This is a genomic window from Flavobacterium crocinum (assembly GCF_003122385.1).
Lineage (GTDB): Bacteria > Bacteroidota > Bacteroidia > Flavobacteriales > Flavobacteriaceae > Flavobacterium > Flavobacterium crocinum.
Genome location: NZ_CP029255.1, coordinates 5,828,914 through 5,855,429, shown reverse-complemented (window position 1 = coordinate 5,855,429; position 26,516 = coordinate 5,828,914). Strand labels below are relative to the sequence as shown.

Genomic DNA, 26,516 nt, shown 5'->3' with positions numbered 1-26,516 from the left:
AATTAATATTTCAAAAAAAGACCAAATGTAATACAATATTTATTAATTATACTGCTTAGAAGTTTCAACCAAACGAATAAATTCAGCTTTATAACCTTCTTCATCGTTTGAATTTCCTTGTTTTGCCAGTTTTACAATTTCTTCCGAAGATTTATTTGCAATTAATTTGGAATCTCTTAATTTCAATCCGAACCAGGCTACAGCAGAACTAAATTTCATATCATTACTCGCTTTTTCCAAAGCAACCGATTTGTTCTCAATTACCTGAACCATTTCAATACTTTTTTCGCCATCAGGTTTTTTATAGCGAAATTTTATAGTTGCCAGCTCATTACTATAGTTGTTTGAACTGATTTCTGTTTTAGTGTATTTTAAATCATCTGGTTGTGCCGTTAAATAATCACTTTTTACCCCTGCCGGAATAATTTCATACAAAGCCGTTACAGTATGATTGCTTCCTAATTCTCCGGCATCAATCGCGTCATTTTTAAAATCTTCCGGACGTAGTTTTCTGTTTTCATAACCAATCAAACGATACGATTGCACTTGTTTTGGGTTAAATTCAATCTGGATTTTTACATCTTTCGCGATAGCAAACATTGAACCTTTAAATTCTTTTCCTAAAAAACGATTCGCTTCCTGAATATTATCGATGTAAGCATAATTTCCATTTCCTTTATCGGCAAGGATTTCCATTTTACTGTCTTTATAATTTCCCATTCCGTAACCTAAACAAGTTAAGAAAACGCCTGTTTTTCTTTTTTCTTCAATCAATTTTTCCATGTCATTATTAGAAGAACTTCCCACATTAAAATCTCCGTCAGTGGCCAGAATTACCCGATTGTTTCCGCCTTTTATGAAATTTTCTGTTGCTGTTTTGTAAGCTAGTTCAATTCCGGCGCCTCCTGCAGTACTTCCGCCAGATTGTAATTTATCTAATGCATCAATAATTGTTTTTTTCTCATCTCCGGCAGTAGGAGGCAAAACCATTCCCGCTGCACCCGCATAAACTACAATGGCAACTTTATCTTTAGCTCTTAATTCATTTACCAATATTTTTAAAGATTGTTTTAGTAAGGGTAATTTATTCATGTCGCTCATCGAACCTGAAACATCAATTAAGAAAACAAGGTTTGATGCTGGTAAATCTTCAGTTGGAATATTTTTTCCCTGCAAGCCAATTTTTAAGATTTTATTATTTGCATTCCAGGGCGAATCACTCACTTCTGTATTAATAGAAAACGGATGCTCATTTTTAGGTTGCGGATAAGTATATTTGAAAAAATTAACCATTTCTTCTACACGAACTGCATCTTTTGGAACTTGTTGTCCGTTATTTAAAAAACGTCTGATGTTGGTGTAAGAAGCATTATCAACATCGATGGAAAATGTAGAAAGCGGTGCTGTTTTTGGGCTTTCGAAAGCATTTTCGACAAAAGCATCATAATCTTCCTGAGTTGGTTCTGTTGGAATTGGAATAATATTTAATTTTTTGTCTAATTCCTTTTCTGAAAGATTTTTATAGATTTCATTTTTGGTTGAAATTACTACAACACCATTTGAAGCTTTGCTTCCATAAATCGAAGTTGCAGCCTGATCTTTTAAAACCGAAACATTATCAATATCATTCGGATTAATTTTTGCCATTTGATTGGCTTTTGCCGGAACTCCGTCAATAATATACAAAGGTTCATTTTTTGGAGAAACTGATGCAGTACCACGAATAACGACAGAAGGACTTGGAGCATAAAGAGCATTACTTTGAATTTGAACTCCTGATACTTTTCCTTGCATAGCTACCGAAGCTGTAGCCATTTTCGCTTTTTTTCTTTCAGCACGGGCATAACTACGATCTTCATATTCTGAACTACTTGTGCCGTAGCCCACAACTACAACTTCATTTAAAGTTTGATTATCCGGGATTAGCTTTATATTAATTGTATTTGAATTCTGAACCTTTTGACTTTGATTTTGGTATCCAAGAAAGCTGAAAACAAGCATGTCTCCGGTTTTTGCTTTAATGCTGTATTCGCCATCAAAATTGGTTATAGCATTTGTTTTTGAAGTCTGATTGTAAATGTTTACGCCTGGAAGTGGTTGAAGTGTTTCATCTGAAATGATTCCAGAAATCGTTCTTTCTTGTGCCATGGTTACGAAACATATAAGCATAGCAATGGCTGATGAAATAAGTTTTAGACTTTTCATGATAATAAGTTTTAAGAATTAATGTTTTGATTTTGCTTTGTCAAAGCTGCAGACTTTGACAAAGCTTAGATTATTTTTTAGGAGTTGGTTTTCCTGTTTTTGTGGTGATGATGACAACTCCTTTTTTTCCTTTTTCACCATATTTTTCAGTGGCTTCAAGGTCTTGTAAAATGGTAATTGTTTTAATGTCTTGTTTGTCTAAAGGGGCATACGGACTTGTTGGATTATTTCCGAATAAATCATTTTCCGAATAATAAATTCCGTCAATGATATACAAAGGTTCATCCAGAACTACCAGTGAATCTACATTTTCCGGATTCAGATTCGGAAGTTCATTTCGCATCATTTTGTCTTTTTTTGCATCATCGCTGTGCGCCATTGCATTTCCGTTTAGCACTACTAGGGGAGTACTTTTTTTAGCTCTTGAAGCACTTTTTTCAGCAAAAGCAACTTTATAGGATTCTCTTTGTGGATTACTTGAATACCCAATTTCTGCGTTAACTTCTTTTTTTGAAGCAACGTTATCTTCTTCATTGTCTTCTTGTAAACTAATTGGCGAAGGTGCCGCCATTATAGCTTCATAGTTTGTTTTTTCAGTTACAACTGGTGGGGCAGATATTGCTTTTGGGACAGCATTTGTTTCCTGAACAGCAACCGCATCTTTCTTTTTAGTTTTATTTTCTAAAATTTGAATTGCTTCCTCGCTTGAAACAATTTCGGAATCAGAAGAAGGAGTTGTATTTCTTTGATCTGAAACAGGTTTTTGAGATTGCTCTTTTTCTATTTCCTGAATAACTACTTTCGGAGTTTCAGTTCCAGCATCTTTGTCAGTATGTAAAAACTGAAAACCCAAAGAAATCAATAAAAGAAGAGAAGCAGCAACTGCAATTTTTTTCCATAATGCAATTGTTTTTTTATCTTCTTTTTTGTCCAGTTTGTCTTCCACGCGCGACCAGACTTTTTCCATTCCGGGAAAGTCTTTAAATTCGGCATTTTCCGAAGCTTGTTTTATTTTATCGAATAATTTATCTTGATTGTCCATGACTATTTTGCTTTTTGATAATACAATTTATTAACCAGTTCTTTCAGTTTGGTCTTAGCGGCATTCAATTGTGATTTCGAGGTGCCTTCGGAGATCTGCAGCATTTCGGCTATTTCTTTATGAGCATAACCTTCAATAACAAAAAGGTTAAACACAGTTTTACAGCCATCAGGAATATGGTTTAATAAATTAAGTAAATCTTCTTCTTCTAATGTGTTCAGTTCGTCGACAGAAGGCTGCGAAAGCAGTTTTACATCGTCCAGATACATGTTGAAGTTGGTTTCTTTTCGAATCGTCGCCAAACAATGGTTTACAGTTATTCTTCTTGCCCAGGCTTCAAAAGCATAAGCTTCTTTTAACTGTTCTAGTTTGGTGAAAATAGTAAAGAAAGAATCGGCAAGGGCTTCTTCAATTTCTTCTTCCTTTTTTAAATATCTTTTGCAAAGGCGGTACAACTTTGGCGCCATGTATTCATACACCTGACGCTGGGCATCGCGGTGCATTTTTTTACAGTTTGCTATTTGAGTCTCGTTTATCACAATTGTTGTCTTTCTTATATAGAGAGAGAAAAAGATAAAAAGGTTGGGACAGGGTTAAAAAAAAGTTTTTTTTAAAGGTTCAAAGTTGCAAAGAAACAAAGTTACAAAGGTTTTCTATTGTAGAGACGCACTGCAGTGCGTCTAACGTTAGTGAATCCGCAATAATTTTACAAATTGTATTTTGACATTCTTTGCATAGACGCACTGCGGTGCGTCTCTACGTTATATTGTAATCGCAAGCTTTGTGTTTCTCTGCGAAAATCTTTGCGAATCTTTGTGGAATAATCTTTTCACAGAGGTTCATAAAGTAAAACACGAAGATTCACAAAGTTTTTATTTAACAGGCAATGTCAATTTATAAATCTTAGTTTCTAAAAGTTCCGTGTCATTATCTTCACAAAGTAAAAACTCGATTTTATTATTTTTTTTTTTATAGAAAGTCAAACCTTCAAATTTATTGGTTGAGGTAATTTTTTGAGTAAAATCGATTTTCATGGTTTTAACGTCAATTCTGCCGATGAAACTTCCTAAGATTTCGCCATCATCATAAGTTGATTTGGTGTCTTCGGCAGTGGAAAGGAAATAGATTTTATCGTCAACCAAAACAGCGTCAGTGAAACTGGAACGAACGCCTTTTATTTTTGGAAGTTTGTAATTAACCGCAATTAAGGCAAATTCTTCGTCCAGCTTTTTGGCGTGAATCGTAAAAATCGTGTTTTTGTTAGTAACGCCATTTCCACGATTAAATAAAAACCAGTTTTCGCCATCGAAAATAGCGCCTTCTAAATTGAAATCTTCGGGTTTTATTTCGCCAAAACTTTGCATTAAAGCATATAAATCTACAAGGTTGTTTTTCTTTATAACGGTTTTAGATTTAAGATCGAACTCAATCATTTTGTTTCGGTTTTCGGTAGAACCGGAACCAAAAACATAAAGAGTGTCATTATGATGTGTGAGTGATTCAAAATCAGGTTTTAGGTTTTTTGGGATATTCTGCGTTGGATTGTCAATTAAAGCATGCTGGTTCAATTGCTGATTCTGCATATTGTATTCGTAAAGAAATCCGCTGTTGTCGCCAATTACGTAAAGTGCGTCATTGTTGTAAAATAATCCGGAAGCCGAACCGATTCCGATAATTTGAAATAATATTTCTAAGGTGAATTTTTCCATGAAAAGAGTTAATTTTTTATTTTTTTAGATTTTATAAGTCTTGTAGTTTCATTATTTACAACTTCTTGAATTCTGTCCAAGGTACTAGATGAAATGCATTCGGCAACACTTATATACACTAATTTATTGTCATCTTTTAAGTTAATGTTTTTTATCAATGCTTTATCCGAACTATTCATTCCGCTTATCAAATATATTGGAGTTTCGTTTTTATAAAGTAATGCAGCAATTTCAACTGCTCTTTTTAAAATCGCATTTTGGATTTTCTCTTCGTATTCTACATACTGTACATAACGAACGCACTGATATAAACTGCAAAATGGTATTTTGTTTAATTTGGCTCTATTTTTAACTTCGGGAAGTGGTTTTAACTGCGAGAAACATTTTCCAAAAATCTCAACACGTATTTGATCTTCAAGAGAATCGATTTCATTTTGGCAGAAGCCTTGAAATCCTAATAAAAGTAGAACTATTATAATTTTCTTTTTCATTCCTTAAATATAAATTCTAAAAATTACAGGTAAAAGTTCTTTTGAAAACGAAAACCTAGCCCTGATAGCAATGAAAATACTTTGAAAAGAAATTGTATTTTTTCCTGACAGAACAAAGCGACCAACGGAAGCTCTTGTTATGGCTTTGGAAAAAGCAGTTTATTGAAAAGTATTGCAATGAATAGCAGGAATATGCTATGTAAAAGTAGTATATTTATGATAATTAAAAATGCGAAATATGAAATCAATAGACCCGAAAGATTTTAAAGTTACAGATAAAATTAAGTTAAGCAAACTTCCAACTTTATTAAAAGTGGATGCGGACGATGATGAAAAAGAAGAAAAACTCGATAAGGTTCAGGCGAAATTGAGTGATTTACAGGATGTCATGTACGCACACAACAAATATGCGGTTTTGATTTGCCTTCAGGGAATGGATACTTCGGGAAAAGACAGTTTGATTCGGGAAGTTTTTAAAGAATTTAATCCGCGTGGAGTGGTGGTGCATAGTTTTAAAACGCCAAATTCGAGCGAATTGGAACACGATTATTTATGGCGTCATTATATTGCTTTGCCGGAAAAAGGGAAGTTTGCAATTTTTAACAGAACACATTACGAAAATGTCTTGGTAACACGCGTACATCCTGAATATATTTTGTCTGAGAATTTACCGGATATCAATTCTGTAGATGATATTACGGAAGAATTTTGGGAAGAACGAATCAAACAAATCAATAATTTTGAGAAACATATTGCGCAAAACGGAACTATTGTAATGAAGTTCTTTTTGCATTTGAGTAAAGAAGAACAACGCCAAAGATTGCTAAGACGTCTGGAAGAAGAAAAACACAATTGGAAGTTTTCGCCTGGTGATTTAAAAGAGCGCGGTTATTGGGATGAATACATGAAGTATTATGAAGAAGCGATTAATAAAACATCGACTTCGCATGCGCCTTGGTATATTGTTCCTGCCGATGATAAAGAAATGTCACGTTATATTGTTGCCAAAATTATTTGGGAAGAAATGAAAACACATACCGATATTAAAGAACCTGAATTGGATGAAAAAACAGCAATGAATATCGAATTATACAAAAAAGAACTAGGAGAGAAGTAACTAATTTGATAATTGAGATAATTCGTCAATTAGATAATTTATGCAACCCGACAGGTTTAAAAAACCTGTTGGGTTTATTTTTTTGGAAGATAAAATTTCGAAAAATAAAAAATCCGACAGACTATGCGAGCTGTCGGATTTTTACCAAAAACAAAATAATAAATTAAACCTATTTTTTATAGTTTAAAACCATAAGCAACACGCAGTGCTACCTGATTGGTTCTAAAATCGTGATAATCTTCATAACGTACACTTAAGTCGATAAACTTATTGGCATATCCAATTCCCGGTGCCCATAAGAAACTAGTTTTATCATAACCATTTGTTACTGCAAAACCAGCACCTACTTCTCCTAAAACATAAAATTGATCTTTTAAAACGAAGGCTTTAAAACCTGCTTTGGCTGGAATAAATCCAAGATCTTTTATGTTATTTCCAAGATCATCTTTCCCCATAAATAAGTTGGTAAAACCTGTTGTTAAGGTTAATGATGTCTTTTTAGAAAGGTCATATTGTAAACGAACGTCTCCGCCAAGAGCCCAGTCGTAATCGCCATCGGTCGGTAATCCTCCATTTAAACCGAATCCTAATCTAAATCCCTGATCGTAATTTGTTGCTTCTGTGTCTTGAGCGAATGTGTTGTTGGAGAATAAAAAAGCAAAAGCAGCTAGGCAAATAATCTGTAATTTTTTCATGGCTTATATTTTTGAATTATTAATAATGTAAAAGTAAAACGGAGGTATTTGGAGATTGTTATACAATTTTTAAAAATCTTTATATAATATTGAGTTCATCTTATTTTTTGCTTAAAATCGGTATATAATATTATTAATAGGATAGAATTCGAAGCTTCTGATTATCTTTGCCGACTAAAATTGATTACAAGTGAATTTAAAGCAATACACCAAAGAGTTTTCGTATAATTTAAGACTGGCTTATCCTGTTATTTTAGGAATGGTCGGACATACCTTAATTGGTATTGTCGATAACATAATGGTGGGTAAAATTGGAAGTACAGAATTGGCGGCAGTTTCATTGGGGAATAGTATGATTTTTATCGCAATGTCTCTTGGAATTGGTTTTTCTACTGCTATTACGCCAATTGTCGCTGAAGGGGATGCGGAAAAAAATGATACTAAAATTCGTTCGGCATTTCATCACGGTTTATTTTTATGCACCATTCTTGGTTTGATACTTTTTAGTGTCATAATGTGCGCAAAACCCATAATGGAATTGCTAAAACAGCCACAAGATGTTATTGCCCTGGCAAAACCGTATTTAGGATGGGTGGCTTTTTCATTGATTCCTTTGGTAATGTATCAAGGTTACAAACAGTTTGCAGATGGAATGTCATTAACCAAATATTCGATGTACGCAATGGTAATGGCTAATGTATTGCACGTTGGAATTAATTATGTTTTGATTTACGGAATCTGGATTTTTCCAAAAATGGGAATTATCGGTGCAGCACTTGGTACCGTAATTTCGAGAATATTTTTGGTGATGTTTATGCATATTATGCTTTCGAGAAGAGACGATTTAAAACGTTTTTTTAAAGGCTTTAGTTTTAATGAAATCAAAAAAGCGACTATTAAAAAAATTATCAGTATCGGATTTCCTTCGGCAATGCAAATGTTATTTGAAGTAGTTTTGTTTACAGCTTCGATCTGGCTATGCGGCAATATTGGAAAAACAAGTCAGGCGGCAAATCAAATTGCGTTGAGTCTGGCTTCGCTTACTTTTATGTTTGCGATGGGATTAAGCGTTACTTCTATGATTCGTGTAAGTAATCAGAGAGGTTTAACAGATTATAAAAAATTGCTTGTTGTGGCAAGATCTATTTTCCTGCTGGCTATTGTTCTGGAAGTTTTCTTTGCTTTAGTGTTCATTGCTTTTCATACTGTTTTGCCTCATATTTTTCTGAATATGGAAAACACGATTCAGCTTACAGACAATACAGAAGTAATTGAAATTGCTTCGAAATTATTATTGATAGCAGCTGTGTTCCAAATTTCTGATGGAATTCAGGTCGTAGTTTTAGGAGCTTTACGCGGCTTGCAGGATGTTAAAATTCCAATGTACATTACTTTTGTGGCGTATTGGGTAATTGGTTTTCCGATTTCTTATTATTTAGGAGAACATACAGAACTAAAAGCGCAAGGAGTATGGATTGGACTTTTGGCTGGTTTAACGGCGGCAGCTGTAATGTTGTATTTACGATTTAATTATCTAACTAAGAAATTGATTACAAATTCGGTTTCAAATGACTAAATTTGGATCTAAAATAAGTCACTCTCGATAAAGAAATCTTTTTAATCTTTATAGTCTGTGGCAAAAAATAAAAATAACCATTAATAAAAAATAATAAATATGGAATTACCTAAATTTTTACTTGGAGACAATACTGATTTTCCAGATGATATCTTTATCATTCATCTTGATTATCCGAGATTTATTATCAATTTGAAAGACGATGAGGTTGAGTTTTTAGAAGAACCTGAAGATCTTGATGAAGCAGAATTAAATGCCGAAATGGAAAGTTTAATTGAAAAAGCAAATGAGTTTTATGACAGAGAAATAAATCGTTACGAAGAGTAAAAATGCGTTTTTTACTTCTTTAGTTTTAAGTTTATTTTTTACGTTCTTATTTTATTTCCAATGAAAAAATTAAGTTTTTTAAAACCGATTTTCAATTTTATTTTAATTGGTTTACTGATTACAACGCTAAGCCGAATATTTTTATTTTTTCTTTTTAAAGAAAGAGTAGAGCAGACGCCCGATTTCTGGTATATTTTTCCAATTGGTCTTCGAATGGATTTGATATTGTTGTGTTATTTATCATTCCTGCCGGCTTTATTAATCACTTTTCTGCCAAATAAATGGATTAAATTCACCAATAAATTTCTGGTTATTTACAGTTTCTTATTCTTGTTTTTAATTTTATTTGTAGAATTAGCGTCACCTGATTTTATTAAACAATACGATACACGTCCAAATAAGATTTTCTTGGATTATCTTATCTACCCTAAAGAAGTTGTAGGTATGCTTTTAAAAAGTTATCTGACTTCTATCATTGTGACATTTCTTATTTTGGGAGTGGTACTTTATTTTGCTTTCAAAAAAGGGAAAAAATTATTTCATACAGCAAATTCAGATTATAAGTTTAAATTAATGGTATTTCCGTTAGTAGCTTTTTTGTTATTTTTCGGAGCACGTTCAAGTCTCACGTCAAAACGTCCAATTAATGCCAGTAATGCTGTTTTTTCTACGGATCAATTGACGAATACTCTTGGTTTAAATTCATTTTATACAGTTGCTTTTGCGGCTTATTCAATTAAAAATGAAGGGAACACAAAAATGTACGGTAAAATGGATGAAGCAGAGGCAATTGCTCGTGTAAAAAAATACATGATTGCCGGTCCAAATGATTTTACAGATGCAGAAATTCCTTTTTTACATGTACAGCAGCCGGATTCTGTTATGAAGAAACCGTATAATTTGGTGATTTTTCTACAGGAAAGTTTAGGTGCAGAATATGTTGGAATTTTAGGAGGGAAACCCTTAACACCAGAGTTTGATAAATTATCTAAAGAAGGTACCTTATTTACCAATTTGTATTGTACAGGAACCAGAAGTGTCCGCGGAATTGAAGCTGTTGTGACGGGATTTTTACCTTCGCCTTCTGAAAGTGTTGTTAGATTAGGAAATTCGCAACAAGGATTTTTTACACTTGCTGATGCTTTGAAACAAAAAGGTTACGACACCAGTTTTATCTATGGTGGAATGGCAAATTTTGATAATATGGCTTCTTTTTTTAATGGAAATGGATTTCAGGATATCATTGATCAAACTGATTTTGAGTCAGATGGTAATAAATATGCTTTCAAAGGAACCTGGGGGTATTCGGATGAGGATTTGGTAACCAAAGCCAATCAGTATTTTAAATCAAAAGGAGATAAACCATTTTTCTCTTTGATGTTCTCGACTTCCAATCATGAACCGTTTGAATATCCTGCCGGAAGAATTAAACCTTACGATAAAAAGCCGGCAACAGTAAATAATGCTATGAAATATGCTGATTTTTCTATTGGTAAATTCTTCGAATTGGCTAAAAAAGAAGCTTATTTTAAAAACACTATTTTTATTGTAATTGCCGATCACAATACCAGAACATACGGAAAGAATTTAGTTCCAATAAATAAGTTTCATATTCCGGCATTTATTATGGGACCGGGAGTTCCAAAAAATGCAGTTTATAGCAAATTAGCAAGTCAGATAGATATTCCGCCAACTTTATTAAGTTATTTGGGACTTCCTTTTGAAACTCCAATGGTAGGAAGAAATTTGAGTAAATTAGATCCAAAAATACAGGGAAGATCGATTATGCAGTTTAATGATATTAATGCTTTTAGAGTAGAAAATCAAGTTGTAATTATGCAGCCCAATTTGAAACCATTGCAGTTTGAAGTTAAAAACGATACGACTTTAATTCCGGTTAAATTAAATGAAGAATTAGCAAAAGATGCTTTGGCGCATGTCATTACAGCTGGGAATTTGTATAAAGAAAATAAGTATAAATTGAGAAGTAAGAATTAATTTATTGTAATATATTTACTACTTTTTAAAGTAAATATGTAAAAATGATAGAAATTACAGCTGAATTGATTAAAGATTTTTTAAATGATATTGACATAAAATTAGTTTCAACTCACAATAGATTGAGTTTGCCAGTTATAAAAAGAATTTACAAGAAAATGAAATATGGAATTAAATTTGACGAAATTAAGATTTGCGATCATCTTGTAATTGATGGACATCATAGATATTTAAGTTCCTTATTGGCTCAAATTGAAATTGGAACTATTAAGACTCTGAAAACTTCAGCAACGAAAGAATATAAATGGGATGAAGTAGAATTTGATGAAAATGATTGGGATACAAATCATAAAATTCAATATCTGAATGAAAAAGATGCTGCTTACAACGAATTGGATGTAGAAATAGTTAATCGTATTATTTCTGAATAATAATTTGTAACTTTGTATAATGTTGATAATGTTAGATATAGATGGTGTAATGGTTCCCGCTAATTCTTGGAAAAGACCAGAATTTTTAAATGATGGATTTCCGGCTTTTAGTAGTAAAGCTACTTGTGCACTTCAGAGAATTATTGCTGAAACAAGTGCAGATATTTTATTGACTACATCGCATAAGTCAAAATATTCTATTTCTGAATGGAATGAAATATTTAAATTGAGGGGGATCAATGTAAATGATATTGCTCGTTTATCCGAAAATCTCACTCATTTAAGCCGTAAAGAAGAGATTCTAAATTGGTATAATATAAAAAACAACCCAGAGAATTTTGTTATTATTGATGATGATAAATCATTGAATGGTTTGACACCCTTTTTAAAAAGTAAATTGGTTTTAACCAGTCCAATGGTTGGATTAACAGATGAGTTGGCTTCAGAAGCAATTTCAATCCTTAAAGAAGAATTTCATATTTTATTTTAGAAATTATTTTCTAAAATATGATTTTAATAATTTCTGAGCAGCTGCAAAAGATGAAATTTCATTGTTTTGCACTGCTTTTTTATTTTTTTCTAAAAGAGAAATAATTTCAGGTTGATTGTAGAAATTTTGTTTCAATTGCTCGTTGATGGTTTCCATCATCCAGAAATGATTCTGCTCGTTTCTTTTTTCCTGAAAGAACCCCGTTTCTTTGGTCATTTTAAAATAATCAGAAATAGTATTCCAGATCTCAGAAATACCTTCTTTAGTAATAGAACTGCAAGTGGTTACTTTTGGCTGCCAGTTTGATTTTTTTGTAGGGAATAAATGTAAGGCCCGATTAAACTCCACTTTCGCCTGATTGGCCTTCTTAATATTATCTCCATCTGCTTTGTTGATGACAATAGCATCTGCCATTTCCATAATGCCTCGTTTGATACCTTGAAGTTCATCGCCGGCACCAGAGATTTTTAGCAGAAGAAAAAAGTCAACCATACTGTGAACAGCGGTTTCGCTTTGGCCGACACCAACGGTTTCTATAATAATAGTATCAAAACCTGCCGCTTCACAAAGAATAATGGTTTCTCTGGTTTTGCGTGCTACACCGCCCAGAGTTTCTCCGGAGGCACTTGGTCTGATAAAAGCATTTTCGTCTTTTACGAGTTCTTCCATACGGGTTTTATCACCCAAAATACTTCCGTGTGAAAGAGAACTGCTTGGATCAACCGCCAATACAGCTACTTTTTTTCCTAACTGTGTCAAATGTTTTCCAAAAGCTTCAATAAAAGTACTTTTTCCAACACCCGGAACACCTGTAATTCCAATGCGAATTGATTTATTAGCGTGAGCTAAACAACCTTGAACAACTTCATTAGCTTTCTCGAAATGATCAGGATTTGTACTTTCAATTAAAGTAATAGCGCGGCTCAAAGAAGTTCTGTTGCCGTCTAAAATTCCATTAATTAATTCTTCTGAAGTGGGTTGTTGTCTGCGTTTGTTTTTAATTTGATTAATAGCTGTACTATTGGTGATTTCGGGAGGTGAAATTCCAGGTTTTTCTGAGATGTTTCCAGCTTGTTTATCCAAATTTGACAAAATGCACTTTTTAGAAATGTAAAAGTACAGAAAACAAAAACAGTTTCAAAAAGTTAGTTAGCCACGAATTACACGAATTTCCACTAATTTGTTATGCTAAAAACTAGCATTCAGAAAAATAATTTGTGAAAATTCGTGTAATTCGTGGCTAATAAAAAACTTAGATACCTAACATCTAAAAAAATTAATAACCAGCAGTAAATCTAACTTGGTGGTGTTTTGGTGTTTCTACTTCATCAGCAATTACAACAGCTAAATCTTCAACAGATAAAATACTTCTTTGCTCCTCATTGAAAACCGGATTTTCTAAACCTAAACGGTATTTTCCGGTTCTTCCTGTTTTAGTTCCGGCGTGCATTTCGAAAGCTGGACTGAAAAATGCCCAATCCAGATCTTTTTCTTCTTTAATGATATTTAAATAATGTCTTGCAGCGTTTGCACCAGGGTAAATTTCTTTTGGAAAATCCGGAGTATCAACCGCTTGTAAATCTGGAGCTACAAATAAGCTTCCTGCCCCGCCAATAGTAATAAAACGTTTTACGCCCGATTTTTTAACGGCCTCCTGAATTGCTTTTGAACCAGCAAGAAAGTCATCGTAAATGTTTGGATTTGTCCATCCTGGGTTGTAAGCGTTAACAACAGCATCATGACCTTTTAAGATTTCTGCCAAGGCGTCAACATTAAAAATATCTGCTGCTATCCAAGTAACATTTGAAGTGTCTTTTGGAGTTCTTGCAATAGCAGTAATTTCATGTTTTCTGTCTGCTAATTCGTTTAAAATTGCTGAGCCAACAAATCCTGTAGCTCCAATAAGTGCGATTTTCATAATATATAAATTTATTTAGTAATAAAAAATGTTACAGTTTTGGTTAAAAAAATAGTTTTAAAATTGATTCGAAAAATCTTCCAATGAAATTCCCTCCAGTTGTGCACTGACTTTTTGATTCATTTCACTGTATAAAGCTTCCAAATGCTGATTAATGTTTTTTCCAACAGGACAATCAGGATTTGGCTGATTCTTTGCAAAACCTAAACCAATGCTTTCAAAGGTCATTTCGAATATTTGTTTTAAAGTCAGTTCAGCAGCGTTGACTGCCAATTTTGTACCGCCATTTTTTCCTTCTTTACTTTCTACAATATGATGTGCTTTTAGGTTGGCAATTTCTTTTCGAACCAAAACAGGATTTAGATTAATACTTCCCGCAATAAACTCCGATGATAAAAAATCATTAGGGAATTTATGGAGCAAAGTAAGAATGTGAATCGTTATGGCAAATTTACCTGAAATCATACTGTAATAAAATATGTTACAAATTTATGTCTTTTTATAACACAAAACACTAATTTAACTAAAAATTAATTCTTTACCTCAAATTTTAAATACTTATTTTTGTGATGAGCTACAGATATGAACAACTTTATATTAATATTCTTCTTCCTTTCATTGGGTTTGGTTTTACAAAGAGTAAAACAATTTCCGACTAATATCTATAAGACATTAAATAAAATTGTTATTTATTTCTGTCTTCCTGCAATTACACTTTATCATATTCCGAAAATAAAATGGAGCAATGAATTGTTGTTTCCAATAGGAGCGGGCTGGATTACTTATATTTTAGCTTTTCTGTTTTTTCATATTTTAGGAAGAAGAAAAGGATGGTCAAATAAATTGATTGGTTGCCTTATTTTGACTGCCGGATTAAGTAATAGTTCTTTTTTGGGCTATCCCATCATTGAAGCTTTGTTTGGAAAAAAAGGATTAGAAACGGCAGTTTTAGTAGATCAGCCGGGAACTTTTGTGGTGGTTTCTACACTTGGTGTTTTTACAGCGGCTTTTTATTCTAAAGGAAGTCCAAACTTTTTAGGAATTTTCAAAAAGATTATTACGTTTCCGCCATTCCTGATGTTTGTTCTGGCTTGTGTTTTCAATATTTTGAATTATGATTTACATGAAAATATTCAGGCAGTTTTACTAAAAATTGGAAGTTTAGTTACGCCTTTAGCCGTTCTTTCTGTTGGTTTGCAACTTACTTTTGATCGAAATAGCAAACATTGGAAATTTCTGCATCTAGGACTTTTTTTCAAACTGATTCTGGTTCCTCTTGTTCTTCTGATATTGTATGTTTTTATCTTCAATCAGCATTCAGAAGCTATAAAAATTACAATAATGGAAACTGCAATGGCTCCAATGATTACGGGTGCAATTCTGGCTTCTACTTACGGATTAAAACCAAAATTAAGCAGTATGATGGTTGGTTTTGGTATTCCGATTTCTTTTTTAACCCTTGCGATTTGGTACTTTGTGCTGCGTTTTGTTTAATTCAAAATAGTAATTAGATAGAGAAGGTAGAATTTTAACTTTTTTTTACCTTTTGAATGTTTTCTACATGCATTTTTTAGTTAATTTTAGAGGAACTAAAAAAGATAAATTATGTCAACATTAAGATTAGGCGATATAGCTCCGGATTTTCAGGCACAAACCACGCAGGGACCAATCAGTTTTCATGAATGGTTAGGAGATTCATGGGGTGTTTTATTTTCGCATCCAGCAGATTTTACTCCTGTTTGTACGACTGAATTGGGAACTGTAGCGAATTATGTTCCTGAATTTACCAAAAGAAATACAAAAGTTATTGCTTTGAGTGTAGATGGTTTAGACTCGCATAAAGAGTGGATTAAAGACATTAACGAAACTCAGAATACAGAAGTTAATTTTCCAATTATTGCAGATGAAGATAAAAAAGTAGCGAATTTGTACGATATGCTTCATCCAAATGCAAGTGACAAATTTACAGTACGTTCTGTTTTTGTGATTGGACCTGATAAAAAAATAAAATTGACTTTGACCTATCCAGCTTCAACAGGAAGAAATTTTGATGAATTACTTCGTGTTATTGATAGCTTGCAATTGACAGCAAATTATAGTGTTGCTACTCCTGCCAACTGGAAAGATGGAGAAGATGTAGTAATCGCACCGGCAATTCCGGACAGCGATATTCCGGCAAAATTTCCAAAAGGACATACACCAATAAAACCTTATTTACGTTTGACACCACAGCCAAATAAGTAATTTAAGTTTCTAAGATACTGAGATGCTAAGGTTCTAAGTTTTTTTCTTAGAATTTTAGCATTTTTTTTATGAAAACAAAGAAAATAGAAGGTGTTGAGATTTTCAGTTTATGAAAAATCTCAACACCTTCTATAAAAAAAAACTTAGAGGCTTAGTATCTTAAAAAAAATCTATTTCACCGCCAACAAAGCATTCATTCTTTTTTTATCTCCTACAACCCAAAGAATATCATTTTTTTCTAAGATTAAACTAGACTCCGGATTTAGGATACGATTTCCGTTTCGTTCAATTCCTACAACCATTCCGTCGGTTTTGGCTCTGAATTGGCCGATGCTTTTTTGAATGAATTCATCTTGGGATACCTCAAGCTGACGCAAAACAATATCGGTTTCTTCTACTTTCCCAGGGGCTTCAGTTTCATTTTGATTTAGATACTTTGTAAATTCAACAATTTGGGCATCGGTACCAATTACGCAGATTTCATCGCCTGGAAATAATCTTTCATTTTTGGTCGGAATCGGAATGGTTACTTCGCCACGTTTGATGTAAGCGATATTAATTCCTAATGATTCTCGAATCTTTAATTCCTGCAGTGTTTTGCCAACGAGATTCGATTCTTTTTTAATGTCAAAAAAAGACATATGACCATCCCACGGCATCAAATTAGCATATCTTCTGTCAATCTTTTTGTTCTCACGATCGTTGAGGTTTTTCAAAAAGTGATTTTCGATTTTATGATATTGTTCATTTAATTTTTTAGGGAAAATTTGATAGGCTCCAATGGCAATGATTAGTGCAATAAATGCTACTAAAGGTGAGAAGAAGATATTCAATAAAAACCCGACAAAGAATAATCCAAGACTCATTCTGATTAAAATAAGCATTAATAATGCCCCGCGGTATTTACGTTCTTCCCAAAGGATTTCGACTTCTTCTACTTTTACACGACGGAGCGACAATGCCCATAGAAAGGGCGCTATAATGACTAAAGTCAATAAAGCAGCCAAAGTATTTCCGAATCGTGTATCGGCAACTAAAGGCGCAACGAATTTAGATGACAATAAAATAATTGCGGTAATAATAATAGTATGAAGTATAATCTGAGTAATCGAAGATCGCAATACAATCTGCCAGGTACTTACCGATTTGATTGCCTGAGCATTGACACTGTATCTGTTGATGTTTTTAACCCATCGTTTTGGCATTTTTGATTCTAAAAACAAAGCAAATCTTTCAGAATATTTAATTAAAAACGGAGTTGTAAATGTAGTTATTGCCGATACCGCTACGATAATTGGATACAGGAAATCACTGGTTACTTTCAGCGTCATTCCAAGAGTTGCAATAATAAAAGAAAACTCTCCAATTTGTGCCAAACTCATTCCGGTCTGAACAGATTGCTTCAACGGTTGACCGGAAATTAAAGCTCCGATAGAAGAACTAAATGCTTTTCCGAAAATAGTTAAAAGTGTAATTAAACCAACCGGCATTGCATAAGTTAATAGTGTGTCAGGATTAATTAACATTCCCACAGATACAAAGAAAACAGCACCGAATAAATCTTTTACAGGCTGAATTAAATGCTCAATTTTTTCTGCCTGTGTAGTCTCAGCAATAATAGAACCCATGATAAAAGCTCCTAACGCCGGAGAGAAACCAACATTAGCGGCAAACATTACCATCATCAAACATAATGCTAACGAAATAATAAGCAGCATTTCATCAGTTAAAAGATGCTTTGCTTTTTTCAAAATCGTTGGAATAATAAAAATTCCTCCTAAGAACCAAATGATCAAAAAGAATACTAATTTTAAAACAGACTGTAATAATTCGCCTCCGGAAACCTGATCGCTTACTGCAATTGTCGATAATAAAACAAGCATTAAAATAGCTACAATATCTTCAACAATTAAGGCTCCAAAAACAATTCCAACGAACTTTTTTCCTTTCACTCCCAATTCATCAAAAGCCCTGATAATAATCGTTGTGGAAGAAATAGAAAGTGTCGCTCCAAGGAAAATACTGTCCATTTTTCCCCAGCCCATCCATTGTCCGACACAATAACCAATCAATGTCATAAACATAATTTGGGTTATGGCGGTGACAGATGAGGTACCTCCAACTTTCATTAGTTTCTTAAAGCTGAATTCGAGTCCCAAACTAAAAAGTAAAAATATGACCCCGATTTCTGCCCAAACTTCAACACTTTTCATGTCTGTTATAGAAGGGAAAAAATCAAAATGGTTTCCGGCTAAAAATCCTGCAATCAGGTAGCCTAAAACCAAAGGCTGTTTCATTTTTTTAAATAGTAGAACGGCAATTCCGGCAGTCATCAGGATTAATCCTAAATCACTAATTAAGGGTTGTAAGTGGTGTGTACTTTCGGCAGCGGCATTTAATGCAATCATATAAAAACGTGGTATTTTTTTAAGGAGCTGATCCAGCTTTTCATTGTAATGAAACCACTGCACTTTTATAAGAATAAATGGCTAGGTAATACTGGTTTAGCTCCGAATTAAATAAAAAAAAGCTATCTCGATAAAGATAGCTTTTTTTGACAAAATATTTGGTGTTTTCTTTAGATTCCTGTGTAATTACTAGGAGTTATTGCTAATAATTCTGCTCTAACAGCATCTGAAACTTCTAAAGTTGCAATAAAATTATGAATCGCATTTTTATCAATAGCTTCATTTGTTCTTGTTAGGCCTTTTAAAGCTTCATAAGGGTTTGGATATGCTTCACGGCGTAAAATAGTCTGAATTGCTTCAGCCACAACTGCCCAGTTTCTTTCTAAATCTTCAGCAAATTTACTTTCGTTTAAAAGTAATTTATTCAACCCTTTTAGAGTTGCCTCAAAAGCAATAATAGTATGTCCGAATGGAACTCCAACATTACGTAAAACAGTACTGTCAGTTAAATCACGCTGTAATCTTGAGATTGGTAATTTTGCAGAAAGATGTTCAAAAATAGCATTTGCAATTCCTAAATTTCCTTCAGAGTTCTCAAAATCAATCGGATTTACTTTATGTGGCATTGCAGAAGAGCCAATTTCCCCGGCTTTGATTTTTTGTTTGAAATAGTCCATTGATACATATGTCCAAATATCACGGTCTAAATCGATAATAATGGTGTTGATTCTTTTTAAAGCATCAAAAAAAGCAGCAAAATGATCGTAATGCTCAATTTGAGTTGTTGGAAAAGAATGTTTTAAACCAAGATCCGTTTCAACAAATTTATTTCCAAATTGTTTCCAGTCAATTTGTGGATACGCTACATGATGAGCATTAAAGTTTCCGGTAGCACCACCAAATTTAGCTGCAAACGGAACGTTGAATAATAAACGCATTTGCTCTTCTAAGCGCTCTACGAAAACCAAAATTTCTTTTCCTAAACGAGTAGGAGAGGCTGGCTGTCCGTGCGTACGTGCCAACATCGGAATATCTTTCCACTCTGTACTTAGTTCTTTTAATTTAGCGATTAAAGCAATTAAAGAAGGCATATAAACCTGCTCAAACGCTTTTTTTGTAGAAAGCGGAATAGCAGTATTATTAATATCCTGTGATGTTAATCCGAAGTGAATGAACTCTTTGTATTGAGATAAACCTAATTTTTCGAAAGCATCTTTAATAAAGTATTCAACCGCTTTTACGTCGTGGTTGGTTACTTTTTCTGTTTCTTTAATCCAAAGTGCATCTTCAGTAGAGAAATTTTTGTAGATGTTTCTCAAACTTTCAAATAAACCAGAATCAATACCTTTTAATTGAGGTAATGGAATTTCGCATAAAGCAATAAAATATTCCACTTCAACCAAAACACGGTATTTTATCAAAGCTTCTTCAGAGAAAAATGGTGCTAAATTTTGGGTTTTATTTCTATATCTTCCATCAATAGGAGAAATAGCATTCAATTCGTTTAGAGTAGTCATTGTTATGTTGTTTTTTCGAAAGGTGCAAATATAAACAGAATTTGGCGATTAGAGGTAATTAAAACGTGCATTTGTGCATTCAAAATGAATTTAATCGCGTTCTTAAATCGGCAACTCCTTCAGATGCGAACTTGGCAATCGTTTCTACTTTGTTTCTAATATTTGGAATCGAGATAGGTTTTGGATCAATATAAAAAACAGGAGAGGTACTTGGAGTATAAGCAATCAATCCTGCAGCAGGATAAACCTGAAGCGAAGTTCCAATCACAGCAAAATAATCTGCCGTTTCTGTAATATCAATTGCTTCTTCAAGAGCAGGAACTTCTTCGCCAAACCAAACAATATGTGGGCGTAATTGATGTCCGTTTCCATCAAAATCACCAGTATGTAAATCTTCTGTCCAGTCGAGAATTAGATTTTTATCGCGAACACTTCTAACTTTTAATAATTCACCATGTAAATGCAAAACTTTTGTACTGCCTGCACGTTCGTGTAAATCGTCTACATTTTGAGTGATGATATGTACGTCAAAATCTTTCTCTAATTCAGCCAAAATAGTATGCCCTAAATTTGGTTTTACCTCTTTTAATTGCTGACGACGTTTGTTGTAAAAGTCTAAAACCAGTTCCTGATTTTTGAACCAGCCTTCTGGTGTAGCAACTTCCATCACATCATGCCCTTCCCATAAACCATCACTGTCGCGAAAAGTTTTGATTCCGCTTTCAGCACTAATTCCAGCTCCGGTTAAGACTACAAGTTTTTTTTTCATTTTTAAAAGAGTTTTTTCTAATTACTAATCCAAAGATAATCAAATGAGAAATCTTTCAAATGAAATAGTTATTTTCGCAGACTTAAATTTCCGTAATGTAAGTTGAAGAACTTATAGTTAGTAATAAAAAGAATTAAAATGATTGATTTAGATTACCTCGCATTCTTAGAAAACATATTAACTGAAAATCGAAAAGCTAATTTTTTAAAAGTATTGGAAAATCGCACAAAGCATTTTACAGTTGCTGTTGAAGATGTGTATCAAATGCATAATACCAGTGCGGTAATGCGAAGCTGCGAAGTTTTTGGAATTCAGGAATTGAATGTAATTGAACAGCGTTTCGGAAAAAGAATCGATAAAGAGATTGCGTTAGGAGCACAAAAATGGGTTGATATAAACAGATTTGATTCGGTTTCAGGTTGTCTTTCTAATTTGAAAAGTAAAGGCTATCAGATTATAGCAACAACGCCACATGAAAAAGACTGCATGCTGGAAGATTTTGATATCACAAAACCAAGTGCTTTATTCTTTGGAACTGAAAAAGAAGGTTTGTCACAAGAAATTATGGATAATGCCGATGGGTTTTTAAAGATTCCAATGGTTGGTTTTACCGAAAGTTTGAATATTTCGGTTTCTGCAGCGATCATCATCCAAAATTTAACCAATAGATTGAGAAGATCTGATATTGATTGGAAATTAACGGATGAAGAAATTCTTGCTAAACGTTTAGATTGGGCTAAAAATTCTATAAGAGACATAAAACGAATTGAAGAAAGATATTATCAGGATAATCCGAGATGATTTGTTTGCAATGACCAGAGTGAACGTAAATAGGTATGCCATTTGCACGAATTTCCGTTAATTTTTTCTACAAGAAATAAAAGAAGGAATTCGCGAAAATTCGTGAAATTCGTGGCAAAAAAAATCCCCGACTACATTTGTAATCGGGGATTTTATATTTAACATTGGATTTTTCTTAGTTAATCAAAACCCAAGTTCCAGCAGCAATTAAAGCCTCAGCTTTTTTATACTTCATCGTTTCTGTTTTACCAGTTGCAACTTCCTGAACTGTTACAGTATCATTTCTGTTGATTTTTGGCATATCTCTTACGATAGTTTCTGTAACCTGACGCTGTTGAGTTTCTCCTGCTTCACGATTAATGCTTTCGCTGTTTGGAATTTCGTCTTTACTTAATTGTAAATTTTCCTTTGGACGAACTACTTCTCTTGCTTCGTGAATTTCAGGAACGTTTTGAGCTGGTAAATCACCTTTGAATAAGAATGAAATAACTTCTTTGTTAACGTTGTCCAACATTCCTCTAAACAAATTGAAAGCTTCTAATTTGTAGATTAGCAATGGATCTTTTTGTTCGTGAACAGCCAATTGAACAGATTGTTTCAATTCGTCCATTTTACGTAAATGTTTCTTCCAAGCTTCATCCACAATAGAAAGTGTGATGTTTTTCTCGAAATCAGCAATTAATTGAGCTCCTTCGCTATCGTAAGCTTTTTTCAGGTCAGTAACAACATTCAAAGTTTTGATTCCGTCTGTAAATGGAACTACGATTCTTTCGAAATGATTATTTGGCTCTTCGTAAACTCCTTTGATAATTGGGAAAGCTTCTCTTGCGCTTCTTTCTGTTTTTTCAGTATAAAAAGCTAAAGCTTCTTTGTATACTTTTCCAGTAACTTCGATATCAGATAATTTTAAGAAATCTGCTTCAGAGATTGGAGAAGTGATTCCGAAATAGCGAATTAAATCAAATTCATATCCTTTGAAATCATTTGCCACTTTATTGTTGCTTACAATCAACTCGCAAGTATCATAAAGCATGTTAGCGATATCCAGTTTTAAACGTTCTCCGAATAATGCGTGACGACGACGTTTGTAAACTACTTCACGTTGAGAGTTCATTACGTCATCATATTCTAGTAAACGTTTACGAACACCAAAGTTGTTTTCTTCTACTTTTTTCTGAGCACGTTCGATAGATTTAGTCATCATAGAATGCTGAATAACTTCACCTTCTTTCAATCCCATTCTGTCCATTACTTTCGCAACTCTTTCAGAACCGAATAAACGCATTAAGTTATCTTCAAGAGAAACGTAGAATTGAGAACTTCCCGGATCTCCCTGACGACCAGAACGACCACGTAACTGTCTGTCTACACGACGTGAATCATGACGCTCTGTACCCACGATTGCTAAACCTCCTGCAGCTTTAACTTCCGGAGATAATTTAATATCGGTACCACGACCAGCCATGTTTGTTGCAATTGTTACCACTCCGGCTTTTCCAGCTTCTTCAACGATTTGAGCTTCTTGCTTGTGCATTTTAGCATTTAATACGTTGTGTTGGATTCCTCTCATTTTAAGCATACGGCTTAATAATTCTGAAATCTCTACAGAAGTTGTTCCAATCAATACCGGTCTTCCTGCTTGTGATAATTCAGTTACATCTTCAATTACAGCGTTGAATTTTTCACGAGTTGTTTTGTAGATGTAATCTTCTTTGTCAATTCTTGCAATTCCACGGTTAGTTGGAATTTCAACAACATCTAATTTATAGATCTGCCATAACTCACCAGCTTCTGTAACAGCTGTACCCGTCATACCAGCTAATTTGCTGTACATTCTGAAATAGTTCTGTAACGTTACAGTTGCAAAAGTTTGAGTTGCAGCTTCGATTTTTACGTTTTCTTTAGCTTCGATCGCCTGGTGTAATCCGTCAGAATAACGACGTCCATCCATGATACGACCTGTTTGCTCATCGACAATCATAATTTTGTTGTCCATGATCACGTATTCTACATCTTTTTCAAATAAAGCATATGCTTTTAAAAGCTGAGTCAAAGTGTGAATACGCTCGCTTTTTACTCCAAAATCCTGGAATAATCTTTCTTTAGCTTCTGCTTCAGCGTCTTTGTCTAATTTTTGTTTTTCGATCGCAGCTATTTCTGTTCCAATGTCTGGTAAAACGAAGAAATCTGCATCTGTATCTCCAGAAAGGTATTTAATACCATTATCTGTCAATTCAACCTGATTGTTTTTTTCTTCAATCACAAAATATAAAGCTTCGTCAACTTTATGCATTTCGCGATTGTTATCCTGCATGTATTGGTTTTCAGTTTTTTGAAGTAATTGTTTAATTCCTTCTTCGCTCAAAAACTTAATTAATGCTTTATTTTTAGGCAAAGATCTGTAAGCTCTTAGCAATAAGAAACCTCCGTCTTTAGTATTTCCTTCTTTGATTAATTTTTTAGCTTCAGCTAAGAAACCATTTGCTAACTGACGTTGTTGTGCAACTAAGTTTTCAATTTTTGGTTTCAATTCGTTGAATTCGTGACGATCTCCCTGAGGAACTGGTCCTGAAATGATAAGAGGTGTTCTGGCATCATCAATTAATACAGAATCGACCTCGTCGACAATCGCGAAATTGTGTTTTCTCTGAACTAAATCGCTTGGCGAGTGCGCCATGTTATCTCTTAAGTAGTCAAAACCAAATTCGTTGTTGGTTCCGTAAGTGATATCTGCGTCGTATGCTTTTTTTCTTTGTTCTGTACTTGGCTGGTGATTGTCAATACAGTCAACAGATAATCCGTGGAATTCAAATAAAGGAGCTTTCCAAGTGCTATCACGTTTTGCTAAGTAGTCATTCACTGTTACTAAGTGAACTCCGTTTCCTGTCAAAGCGTTTAAGTATAATGGAAGTGTAGCCACTAACGTTTTACCTTCACCCGTTTGCATTTCGGCAACTTTACCTTCGTGTAAAACCATACCACCAATTAACTGAACATCATAGTGAATCATGTCCCAAGTGATGTCTTTTCCGGCAGCATTCCATTTGTTTGCCCAGATAGATTTTTCGCCATCAATTGTAATATATGGTTTTGTTGCAGAAAATTCACGGTCTTTTGGAGTAGCCGTAACTTCAATATGAGAGTTTTCTTTGAAACGACGCGCCGTTTCTTTTACTACAGAAAATGCTTCTGGAAGAATTTCTAATAAAGTTTTTTCAGAGATTTCATAAGCTTCTTTTTCAAGAGCATCAATAGCATCATAAATATCTTCTCTTTTATCGATGTCTTCGATGTTTTCTACTTCTGCTTTAAGCGAAGCAATTTTAGCATCTTTGTCAGCTCTGGCTTCTTTTATTCTATCTTTAAAATAAACGGTTCTGCCTCTTAATTCGTCGTTTGAAAGACTCATTAAGGGAGCTTCGAATGCTTTAATTTTTGTTAAGTAAGGTTGTAAAGCTTTGACATCTTTCTGTGATTTATCACCCACAAAGACTTTAATAATACTATTTATGAAACTCATGATTTATTGTATTTCTTTATTATTTAATATGTATTTGAACCAAAAAAAAAGCCTCTATGATGAGACTTTTTTCTTTGGTTTATTTTTTTAATATTCATCCTCATTCCAAAGATAATCTTCGTCTGTTGGATAATCAGGCCAAATTTCTTCCATTGATTCATATATCTCGCCTTCATCTTCGATTGATTGAAGGTTTTCTACTACTTCTAATGGAGCGCCAGCTCTAATAGCGTAGTCAATAAGTTCGTCTTTGTTAGCAGGCCATGGCGCATCACTTAAATAAGATGCTAATTCTAATGTCCAATACATCTGTTATCTGTTTAGTTTGTGCAAAAATAAATTTTTTACTGAAAAAGACAAGTAAATTTTGATTTATTTTAATAAAATTTAAGAACGTCTCTTTTTAAATCCCAATTTTTAAATTTCAAATTCCAAAAAAGGAGCTTAAATCCTCCTGTTTTAAAGCTTTTATGTCAAATTTAAATTCAAAGAATTTTTAATTTTTCTTGGAATTTGGAATTTTAAAAAATTGAAATTTTAAGAAAGTTTTTTACTTTCTTGGAATCCATTTCACTTCCTCCGCTTTTAAGTCAGACGACAACTTCCGTGCCAAGACAAAAAGGTAGTCAGAAAGTCGGTTTAAGTACTGGATTGCTATTTCAGGAACGTGTTCATTATGGCTTAAATGCACTGCCAAACGTTCTGCCCGACGGCAAATACAACGTGCTATATGACAATGTGACACGGTTGGATGTCCTCCGGGTAAAACAAAATGAGTCATTGGTGGAAGGCTTTCGTCCATTTTATCTATTTCGTTTTCGAGTAATTCGATATCTGAATCGATTATTCCAAGATTTTTTAAACGAAGTTCACCATTTTTCAAAACTTCTTTCTCTTGTGGCGTTGCCAAAATGGCACCAACCGTAAAAAGACGATCCTGAATTTCTATTAAAATAGTCTTATAATGCGAGTCTATTTCCTGATCACGAATTAGTCCGATATAGGAATTCAGTTCATCAACAGTTCCGTAACTGTCAATTCTGATATGGTCTTTTGGTACGCGCGTTCCTCCAAAAAGAGCTGTTGTACCTTTATCGCCTGTTTTGGTATATACTTTCATTTTAAAGATGCTAAGGTTCTGAGATTCTGAGATGCTAAGTTTTCTCTTCTTTGAGCTTATTTTTCTAGATTCTATCCCTAGAAATTGTCTGGATTGAAATGAGATTATAAGTTTTTCTTTTTCCGATTAAACGATTAA

General features: G+C 33.7%; 24 protein-coding genes. 9 read left to right on the top strand and 15 right to left on the bottom strand.

Features of this window, described 5'->3' with window-relative positions; all coding sequences use genetic code 11:
• Window positions 1-42: 42 nt before the first annotated feature.
• The 5 genes from HYN56_RS24835 to HYN56_RS24815 form a co-directional block, all read right to left on the bottom strand.
• The gene (locus HYN56_RS24835; protein WP_109194657.1) at window positions 43-2,205 is read right to left on the bottom strand and encodes a VWA domain-containing protein; all 2,163 of its coding nucleotides are present in this window, start codon (window positions 2,203-2,205) and stop codon (window positions 43-45) included.
• A 70-nt stretch (window positions 2,206-2,275) separates the two neighbouring features.
• A complete protein-coding gene (locus HYN56_RS24830; protein WP_109194656.1) occupies window positions 2,276-3,247 on the bottom strand; it encodes a hypothetical protein in 972 nt (323 codons plus the stop codon).
• 2 nt (window positions 3,248-3,249) lie between these two features.
• Window positions 3,250-3,750, bottom strand: a complete 501-nt coding sequence (locus HYN56_RS24825) for an RNA polymerase sigma factor (RefSeq protein ID WP_109194655.1) — start codon at window positions 3,748-3,750, stop codon at window positions 3,250-3,252.
• Window positions 3,751-4,119: 369 nt separating this feature from the next.
• Complete coding sequence (locus tag HYN56_RS24820) at window positions 4,120-4,956, bottom strand: DUF6929 family protein (RefSeq protein WP_109194654.1); 837 nt, start codon at window positions 4,954-4,956, stop codon at window positions 4,120-4,122.
• An 8-nt stretch (window positions 4,957-4,964) separates the two neighbouring features.
• On the bottom strand, window positions 4,965-5,447 hold the full coding sequence (locus HYN56_RS24815; protein WP_109194653.1) for a hypothetical protein: 483 nt from the start codon (window positions 5,445-5,447) through the stop codon (window positions 4,965-4,967).
• A gap of 238 nt (window positions 5,448-5,685) precedes the next feature.
• On the opposite strand from HYN56_RS24815, the gene HYN56_RS24810 reads away from it, so the two are divergent.
• Window positions 5,686-6,564: a PPK2 family polyphosphate kinase gene (locus HYN56_RS24810; RefSeq protein WP_109194652.1), complete on the top strand. Its 879-nt coding sequence runs from the start codon at window positions 5,686-5,688 to the stop codon at window positions 6,562-6,564.
• 176 nt (window positions 6,565-6,740) lie between these two features.
• Here HYN56_RS24810 and HYN56_RS24805 read toward each other — a convergent pair whose 3' ends face one another.
• Entirely contained in the window at window positions 6,741-7,259 is a 519-nt protein-coding gene (locus HYN56_RS24805; protein ID WP_109194651.1) for a hypothetical protein, read from the bottom strand.
• 190 nt (window positions 7,260-7,449) lie between these two features.
• Between HYN56_RS24805 and HYN56_RS24800 the strand changes: the two genes are divergently transcribed.
• The 5 genes from HYN56_RS24800 to HYN56_RS24780 all read left to right on the top strand — a co-directional run bounded on the left by HYN56_RS24800 (window position 7,450) and on the right by HYN56_RS24780 (window position 12,081).
• The gene (locus HYN56_RS24800; RefSeq protein WP_109194650.1) at window positions 7,450-8,835 is read left to right on the top strand and encodes an MATE family efflux transporter; all 1,386 of its coding nucleotides are present in this window, start codon (window positions 7,450-7,452) and stop codon (window positions 8,833-8,835) included.
• Between the two features lie 99 nt (window positions 8,836-8,934).
• Window positions 8,935-9,162: a hypothetical protein gene (locus HYN56_RS24795; RefSeq protein WP_008468034.1), complete on the top strand. Its 228-nt coding sequence runs from the start codon at window positions 8,935-8,937 to the stop codon at window positions 9,160-9,162.
• A gap of 60 nt (window positions 9,163-9,222) precedes the next feature.
• The gene (locus HYN56_RS24790; protein ID WP_109194649.1) at window positions 9,223-11,160 is read left to right on the top strand and encodes an LTA synthase family protein; all 1,938 of its coding nucleotides are present in this window, start codon (window positions 9,223-9,225) and stop codon (window positions 11,158-11,160) included.
• Between the two features lie 44 nt (window positions 11,161-11,204).
• On the top strand, window positions 11,205-11,591 hold the full coding sequence (locus tag HYN56_RS24785) for a hypothetical protein (protein WP_109194648.1): 387 nt from the start codon (window positions 11,205-11,207) through the stop codon (window positions 11,589-11,591).
• Between the two features lie 28 nt (window positions 11,592-11,619).
• Complete coding sequence (locus HYN56_RS24780; protein ID WP_240622631.1) at window positions 11,620-12,081, top strand: HAD domain-containing protein; 462 nt, start codon at window positions 11,620-11,622, stop codon at window positions 12,079-12,081.
• A 3-nt stretch (window positions 12,082-12,084) separates the two neighbouring features.
• Here HYN56_RS24780 and meaB read toward each other — a convergent pair whose 3' ends face one another.
• From meaB to HYN56_RS24765, 3 genes are all read right to left on the bottom strand, one after another.
• Window positions 12,085-13,173, bottom strand: a complete 1,089-nt coding sequence (gene meaB, locus HYN56_RS24775; RefSeq protein ID WP_109194646.1) for a methylmalonyl Co-A mutase-associated GTPase MeaB — start codon at window positions 13,171-13,173, stop codon at window positions 12,085-12,087.
• A gap of 184 nt (window positions 13,174-13,357) precedes the next feature.
• Window positions 13,358-13,999, bottom strand: a complete 642-nt coding sequence (locus tag HYN56_RS24770) for an NAD(P)-dependent oxidoreductase (protein ID WP_109194645.1) — start codon at window positions 13,997-13,999, stop codon at window positions 13,358-13,360.
• Window positions 14,000-14,056: 57 nt separating this feature from the next.
• Window positions 14,057-14,464 carry an RrF2 family transcriptional regulator gene (locus HYN56_RS24765; protein WP_109194644.1) on the bottom strand — a complete coding sequence of 136 codons (408 nt, stop codon included), beginning with the start codon at window positions 14,462-14,464 and terminating at the stop codon, window positions 14,057-14,059.
• A gap of 117 nt (window positions 14,465-14,581) precedes the next feature.
• Here HYN56_RS24765 and HYN56_RS24760 point away from each other — a divergent pair, with 117 nt between their 5' ends.
• Both HYN56_RS24760 and HYN56_RS24755 read left to right on the top strand, forming a co-directional pair.
• Window positions 14,582-15,493, top strand: coding sequence for an AEC family transporter (locus tag HYN56_RS24760; RefSeq protein ID WP_109194643.1), 912 nt, complete (start codon window positions 14,582-14,584; stop codon window positions 15,491-15,493).
• Between the two features lie 111 nt (window positions 15,494-15,604).
• On the top strand, window positions 15,605-16,243 hold the full coding sequence (locus tag HYN56_RS24755) for a peroxiredoxin (protein WP_109194642.1): 639 nt from the start codon (window positions 15,605-15,607) through the stop codon (window positions 16,241-16,243).
• 170 nt (window positions 16,244-16,413) lie between these two features.
• On the opposite strand, the gene HYN56_RS24750 is transcribed toward HYN56_RS24755, so the two are convergent.
• The 3 genes from HYN56_RS24750 to HYN56_RS24740 all read right to left on the bottom strand — a co-directional run bounded on the left by HYN56_RS24750 (window position 16,414) and on the right by HYN56_RS24740 (window position 20,937).
• Window positions 16,414-18,651 carry a cation:proton antiporter domain-containing protein gene (locus HYN56_RS24750; RefSeq protein WP_109194641.1) on the bottom strand — a complete coding sequence of 746 codons (2,238 nt, stop codon included), beginning with the start codon at window positions 18,649-18,651 and terminating at the stop codon, window positions 16,414-16,416.
• A gap of 170 nt (window positions 18,652-18,821) precedes the next feature.
• Complete coding sequence (purB, locus tag HYN56_RS24745; protein WP_109194640.1) at window positions 18,822-20,168, bottom strand: adenylosuccinate lyase; 1,347 nt, start codon at window positions 20,166-20,168, stop codon at window positions 18,822-18,824.
• A gap of 79 nt (window positions 20,169-20,247) precedes the next feature.
• The gene (locus HYN56_RS24740; RefSeq protein ID WP_109194639.1) at window positions 20,248-20,937 is read right to left on the bottom strand and encodes an SIR2 family NAD-dependent protein deacylase; all 690 of its coding nucleotides are present in this window, start codon (window positions 20,935-20,937) and stop codon (window positions 20,248-20,250) included.
• A gap of 138 nt (window positions 20,938-21,075) precedes the next feature.
• Between HYN56_RS24740 and HYN56_RS24735 the strand changes: the two genes are divergently transcribed.
• Window positions 21,076-21,738 (top strand): TrmH family RNA methyltransferase, encoded by a 663-nt coding sequence (locus tag HYN56_RS24735; protein ID WP_109194638.1) that lies wholly within the window; start codon window positions 21,076-21,078, stop codon window positions 21,736-21,738.
• A 175-nt stretch (window positions 21,739-21,913) separates the two neighbouring features.
• Here the strand turns inward: HYN56_RS24735 and secA are convergent, their stop codons facing one another.
• From secA to HYN56_RS24720, 3 genes are all read right to left on the bottom strand, one after another.
• Window positions 21,914-25,258, bottom strand: coding sequence for a preprotein translocase subunit SecA (gene secA, locus HYN56_RS24730; protein ID WP_109194637.1), 3,345 nt, complete (start codon window positions 25,256-25,258; stop codon window positions 21,914-21,916).
• An 87-nt stretch (window positions 25,259-25,345) separates the two neighbouring features.
• Window positions 25,346-25,567, bottom strand: a complete 222-nt coding sequence (locus HYN56_RS24725) for a DUF2795 domain-containing protein (RefSeq protein WP_007138072.1) — start codon at window positions 25,565-25,567, stop codon at window positions 25,346-25,348.
• A 241-nt stretch (window positions 25,568-25,808) separates the two neighbouring features.
• Complete coding sequence (locus tag HYN56_RS24720) at window positions 25,809-26,378, bottom strand: cob(I)yrinic acid a,c-diamide adenosyltransferase (RefSeq protein WP_109194636.1); 570 nt, start codon at window positions 26,376-26,378, stop codon at window positions 25,809-25,811.
• Window positions 26,379-26,516 lie beyond the last annotated feature (138 nt).

Bases quoted from the DNA above. Each gene is read 5' to 3' on its own strand.
- HYN56_RS24825 (WP_109194655.1), bottom strand. From the start codon at position 3,750: ATGCACCGCGATGCCCAGCGTCAGGTGTATGAATACATGGCGCCAAAG.
- HYN56_RS24740 (WP_109194639.1), bottom strand. From the start codon at position 20,937: ATGAAAAAAAAACTTGTAGTCTTAACCGGAGCTGGAATTAGTGCTGAA.
- HYN56_RS24720 (WP_109194636.1), bottom strand. From the start codon at position 26,378: ATGAAAGTATATACCAAAACAGGCGATAAAGGTACAACAGCTCTTTTT.
- HYN56_RS24830 (WP_109194656.1), bottom strand. From the start codon at position 3,247: ATGGACAATCAAGATAAATTATTCGATAAAATAAAACAAGCTTCGGAA.
- HYN56_RS24785 (WP_109194648.1), top strand. From the start codon at position 11,205: ATGATAGAAATTACAGCTGAATTGATTAAAGATTTTTTAAATGATATT.
- HYN56_RS24760 (WP_109194643.1), top strand. From the start codon at position 14,582: ATGAACAACTTTATATTAATATTCTTCTTCCTTTCATTGGGTTTGGTT.
- HYN56_RS24755 (WP_109194642.1), top strand. From the start codon at position 15,605: ATGTCAACATTAAGATTAGGCGATATAGCTCCGGATTTTCAGGCACAA.
- HYN56_RS24835 (WP_109194657.1), bottom strand. From the start codon at position 2,205: ATGAAAAGTCTAAAACTTATTTCATCAGCCATTGCTATGCTTATATGT.
- secA (WP_109194637.1), bottom strand. From the start codon at position 25,258: ATGAGTTTCATAAATAGTATTATTAAAGTCTTTGTGGGTGATAAATCA.
- HYN56_RS24725 (WP_007138072.1), bottom strand. From the start codon at position 25,567: ATGTATTGGACATTAGAATTAGCATCTTATTTAAGTGATGCGCCATGG.
- HYN56_RS24735 (WP_109194638.1), top strand. From the start codon at position 21,076: ATGATTGATTTAGATTACCTCGCATTCTTAGAAAACATATTAACTGAA.
- HYN56_RS24780 (WP_240622631.1), top strand. From the start codon at position 11,620: ATGTTAGATATAGATGGTGTAATGGTTCCCGCTAATTCTTGGAAAAGA.
- HYN56_RS24815 (WP_109194653.1), bottom strand. From the start codon at position 5,447: ATGAAAAAGAAAATTATAATAGTTCTACTTTTATTAGGATTTCAAGGC.
- HYN56_RS24810 (WP_109194652.1), top strand. From the start codon at position 5,686: ATGAAATCAATAGACCCGAAAGATTTTAAAGTTACAGATAAAATTAAG.
- HYN56_RS24820 (WP_109194654.1), bottom strand. From the start codon at position 4,956: ATGGAAAAATTCACCTTAGAAATATTATTTCAAATTATCGGAATCGGT.
- HYN56_RS24765 (WP_109194644.1), bottom strand. From the start codon at position 14,464: ATGATTTCAGGTAAATTTGCCATAACGATTCACATTCTTACTTTGCTC.
- HYN56_RS24805 (WP_109194651.1), bottom strand. From the start codon at position 7,259: ATGAAAAAATTACAGATTATTTGCCTAGCTGCTTTTGCTTTTTTATTC.
- HYN56_RS24790 (WP_109194649.1), top strand. From the start codon at position 9,223: ATGAAAAAATTAAGTTTTTTAAAACCGATTTTCAATTTTATTTTAATT.
- HYN56_RS24750 (WP_109194641.1), bottom strand. From the start codon at position 18,651: ATGATTGCATTAAATGCCGCTGCCGAAAGTACACACCACTTACAACCC.
- HYN56_RS24795 (WP_008468034.1), top strand. From the start codon at position 8,935: ATGGAATTACCTAAATTTTTACTTGGAGACAATACTGATTTTCCAGAT.
- purB (WP_109194640.1), bottom strand. From the start codon at position 20,168: ATGACTACTCTAAACGAATTGAATGCTATTTCTCCTATTGATGGAAGA.
- HYN56_RS24770 (WP_109194645.1), bottom strand. From the start codon at position 13,999: ATGAAAATCGCACTTATTGGAGCTACAGGATTTGTTGGCTCAGCAATT.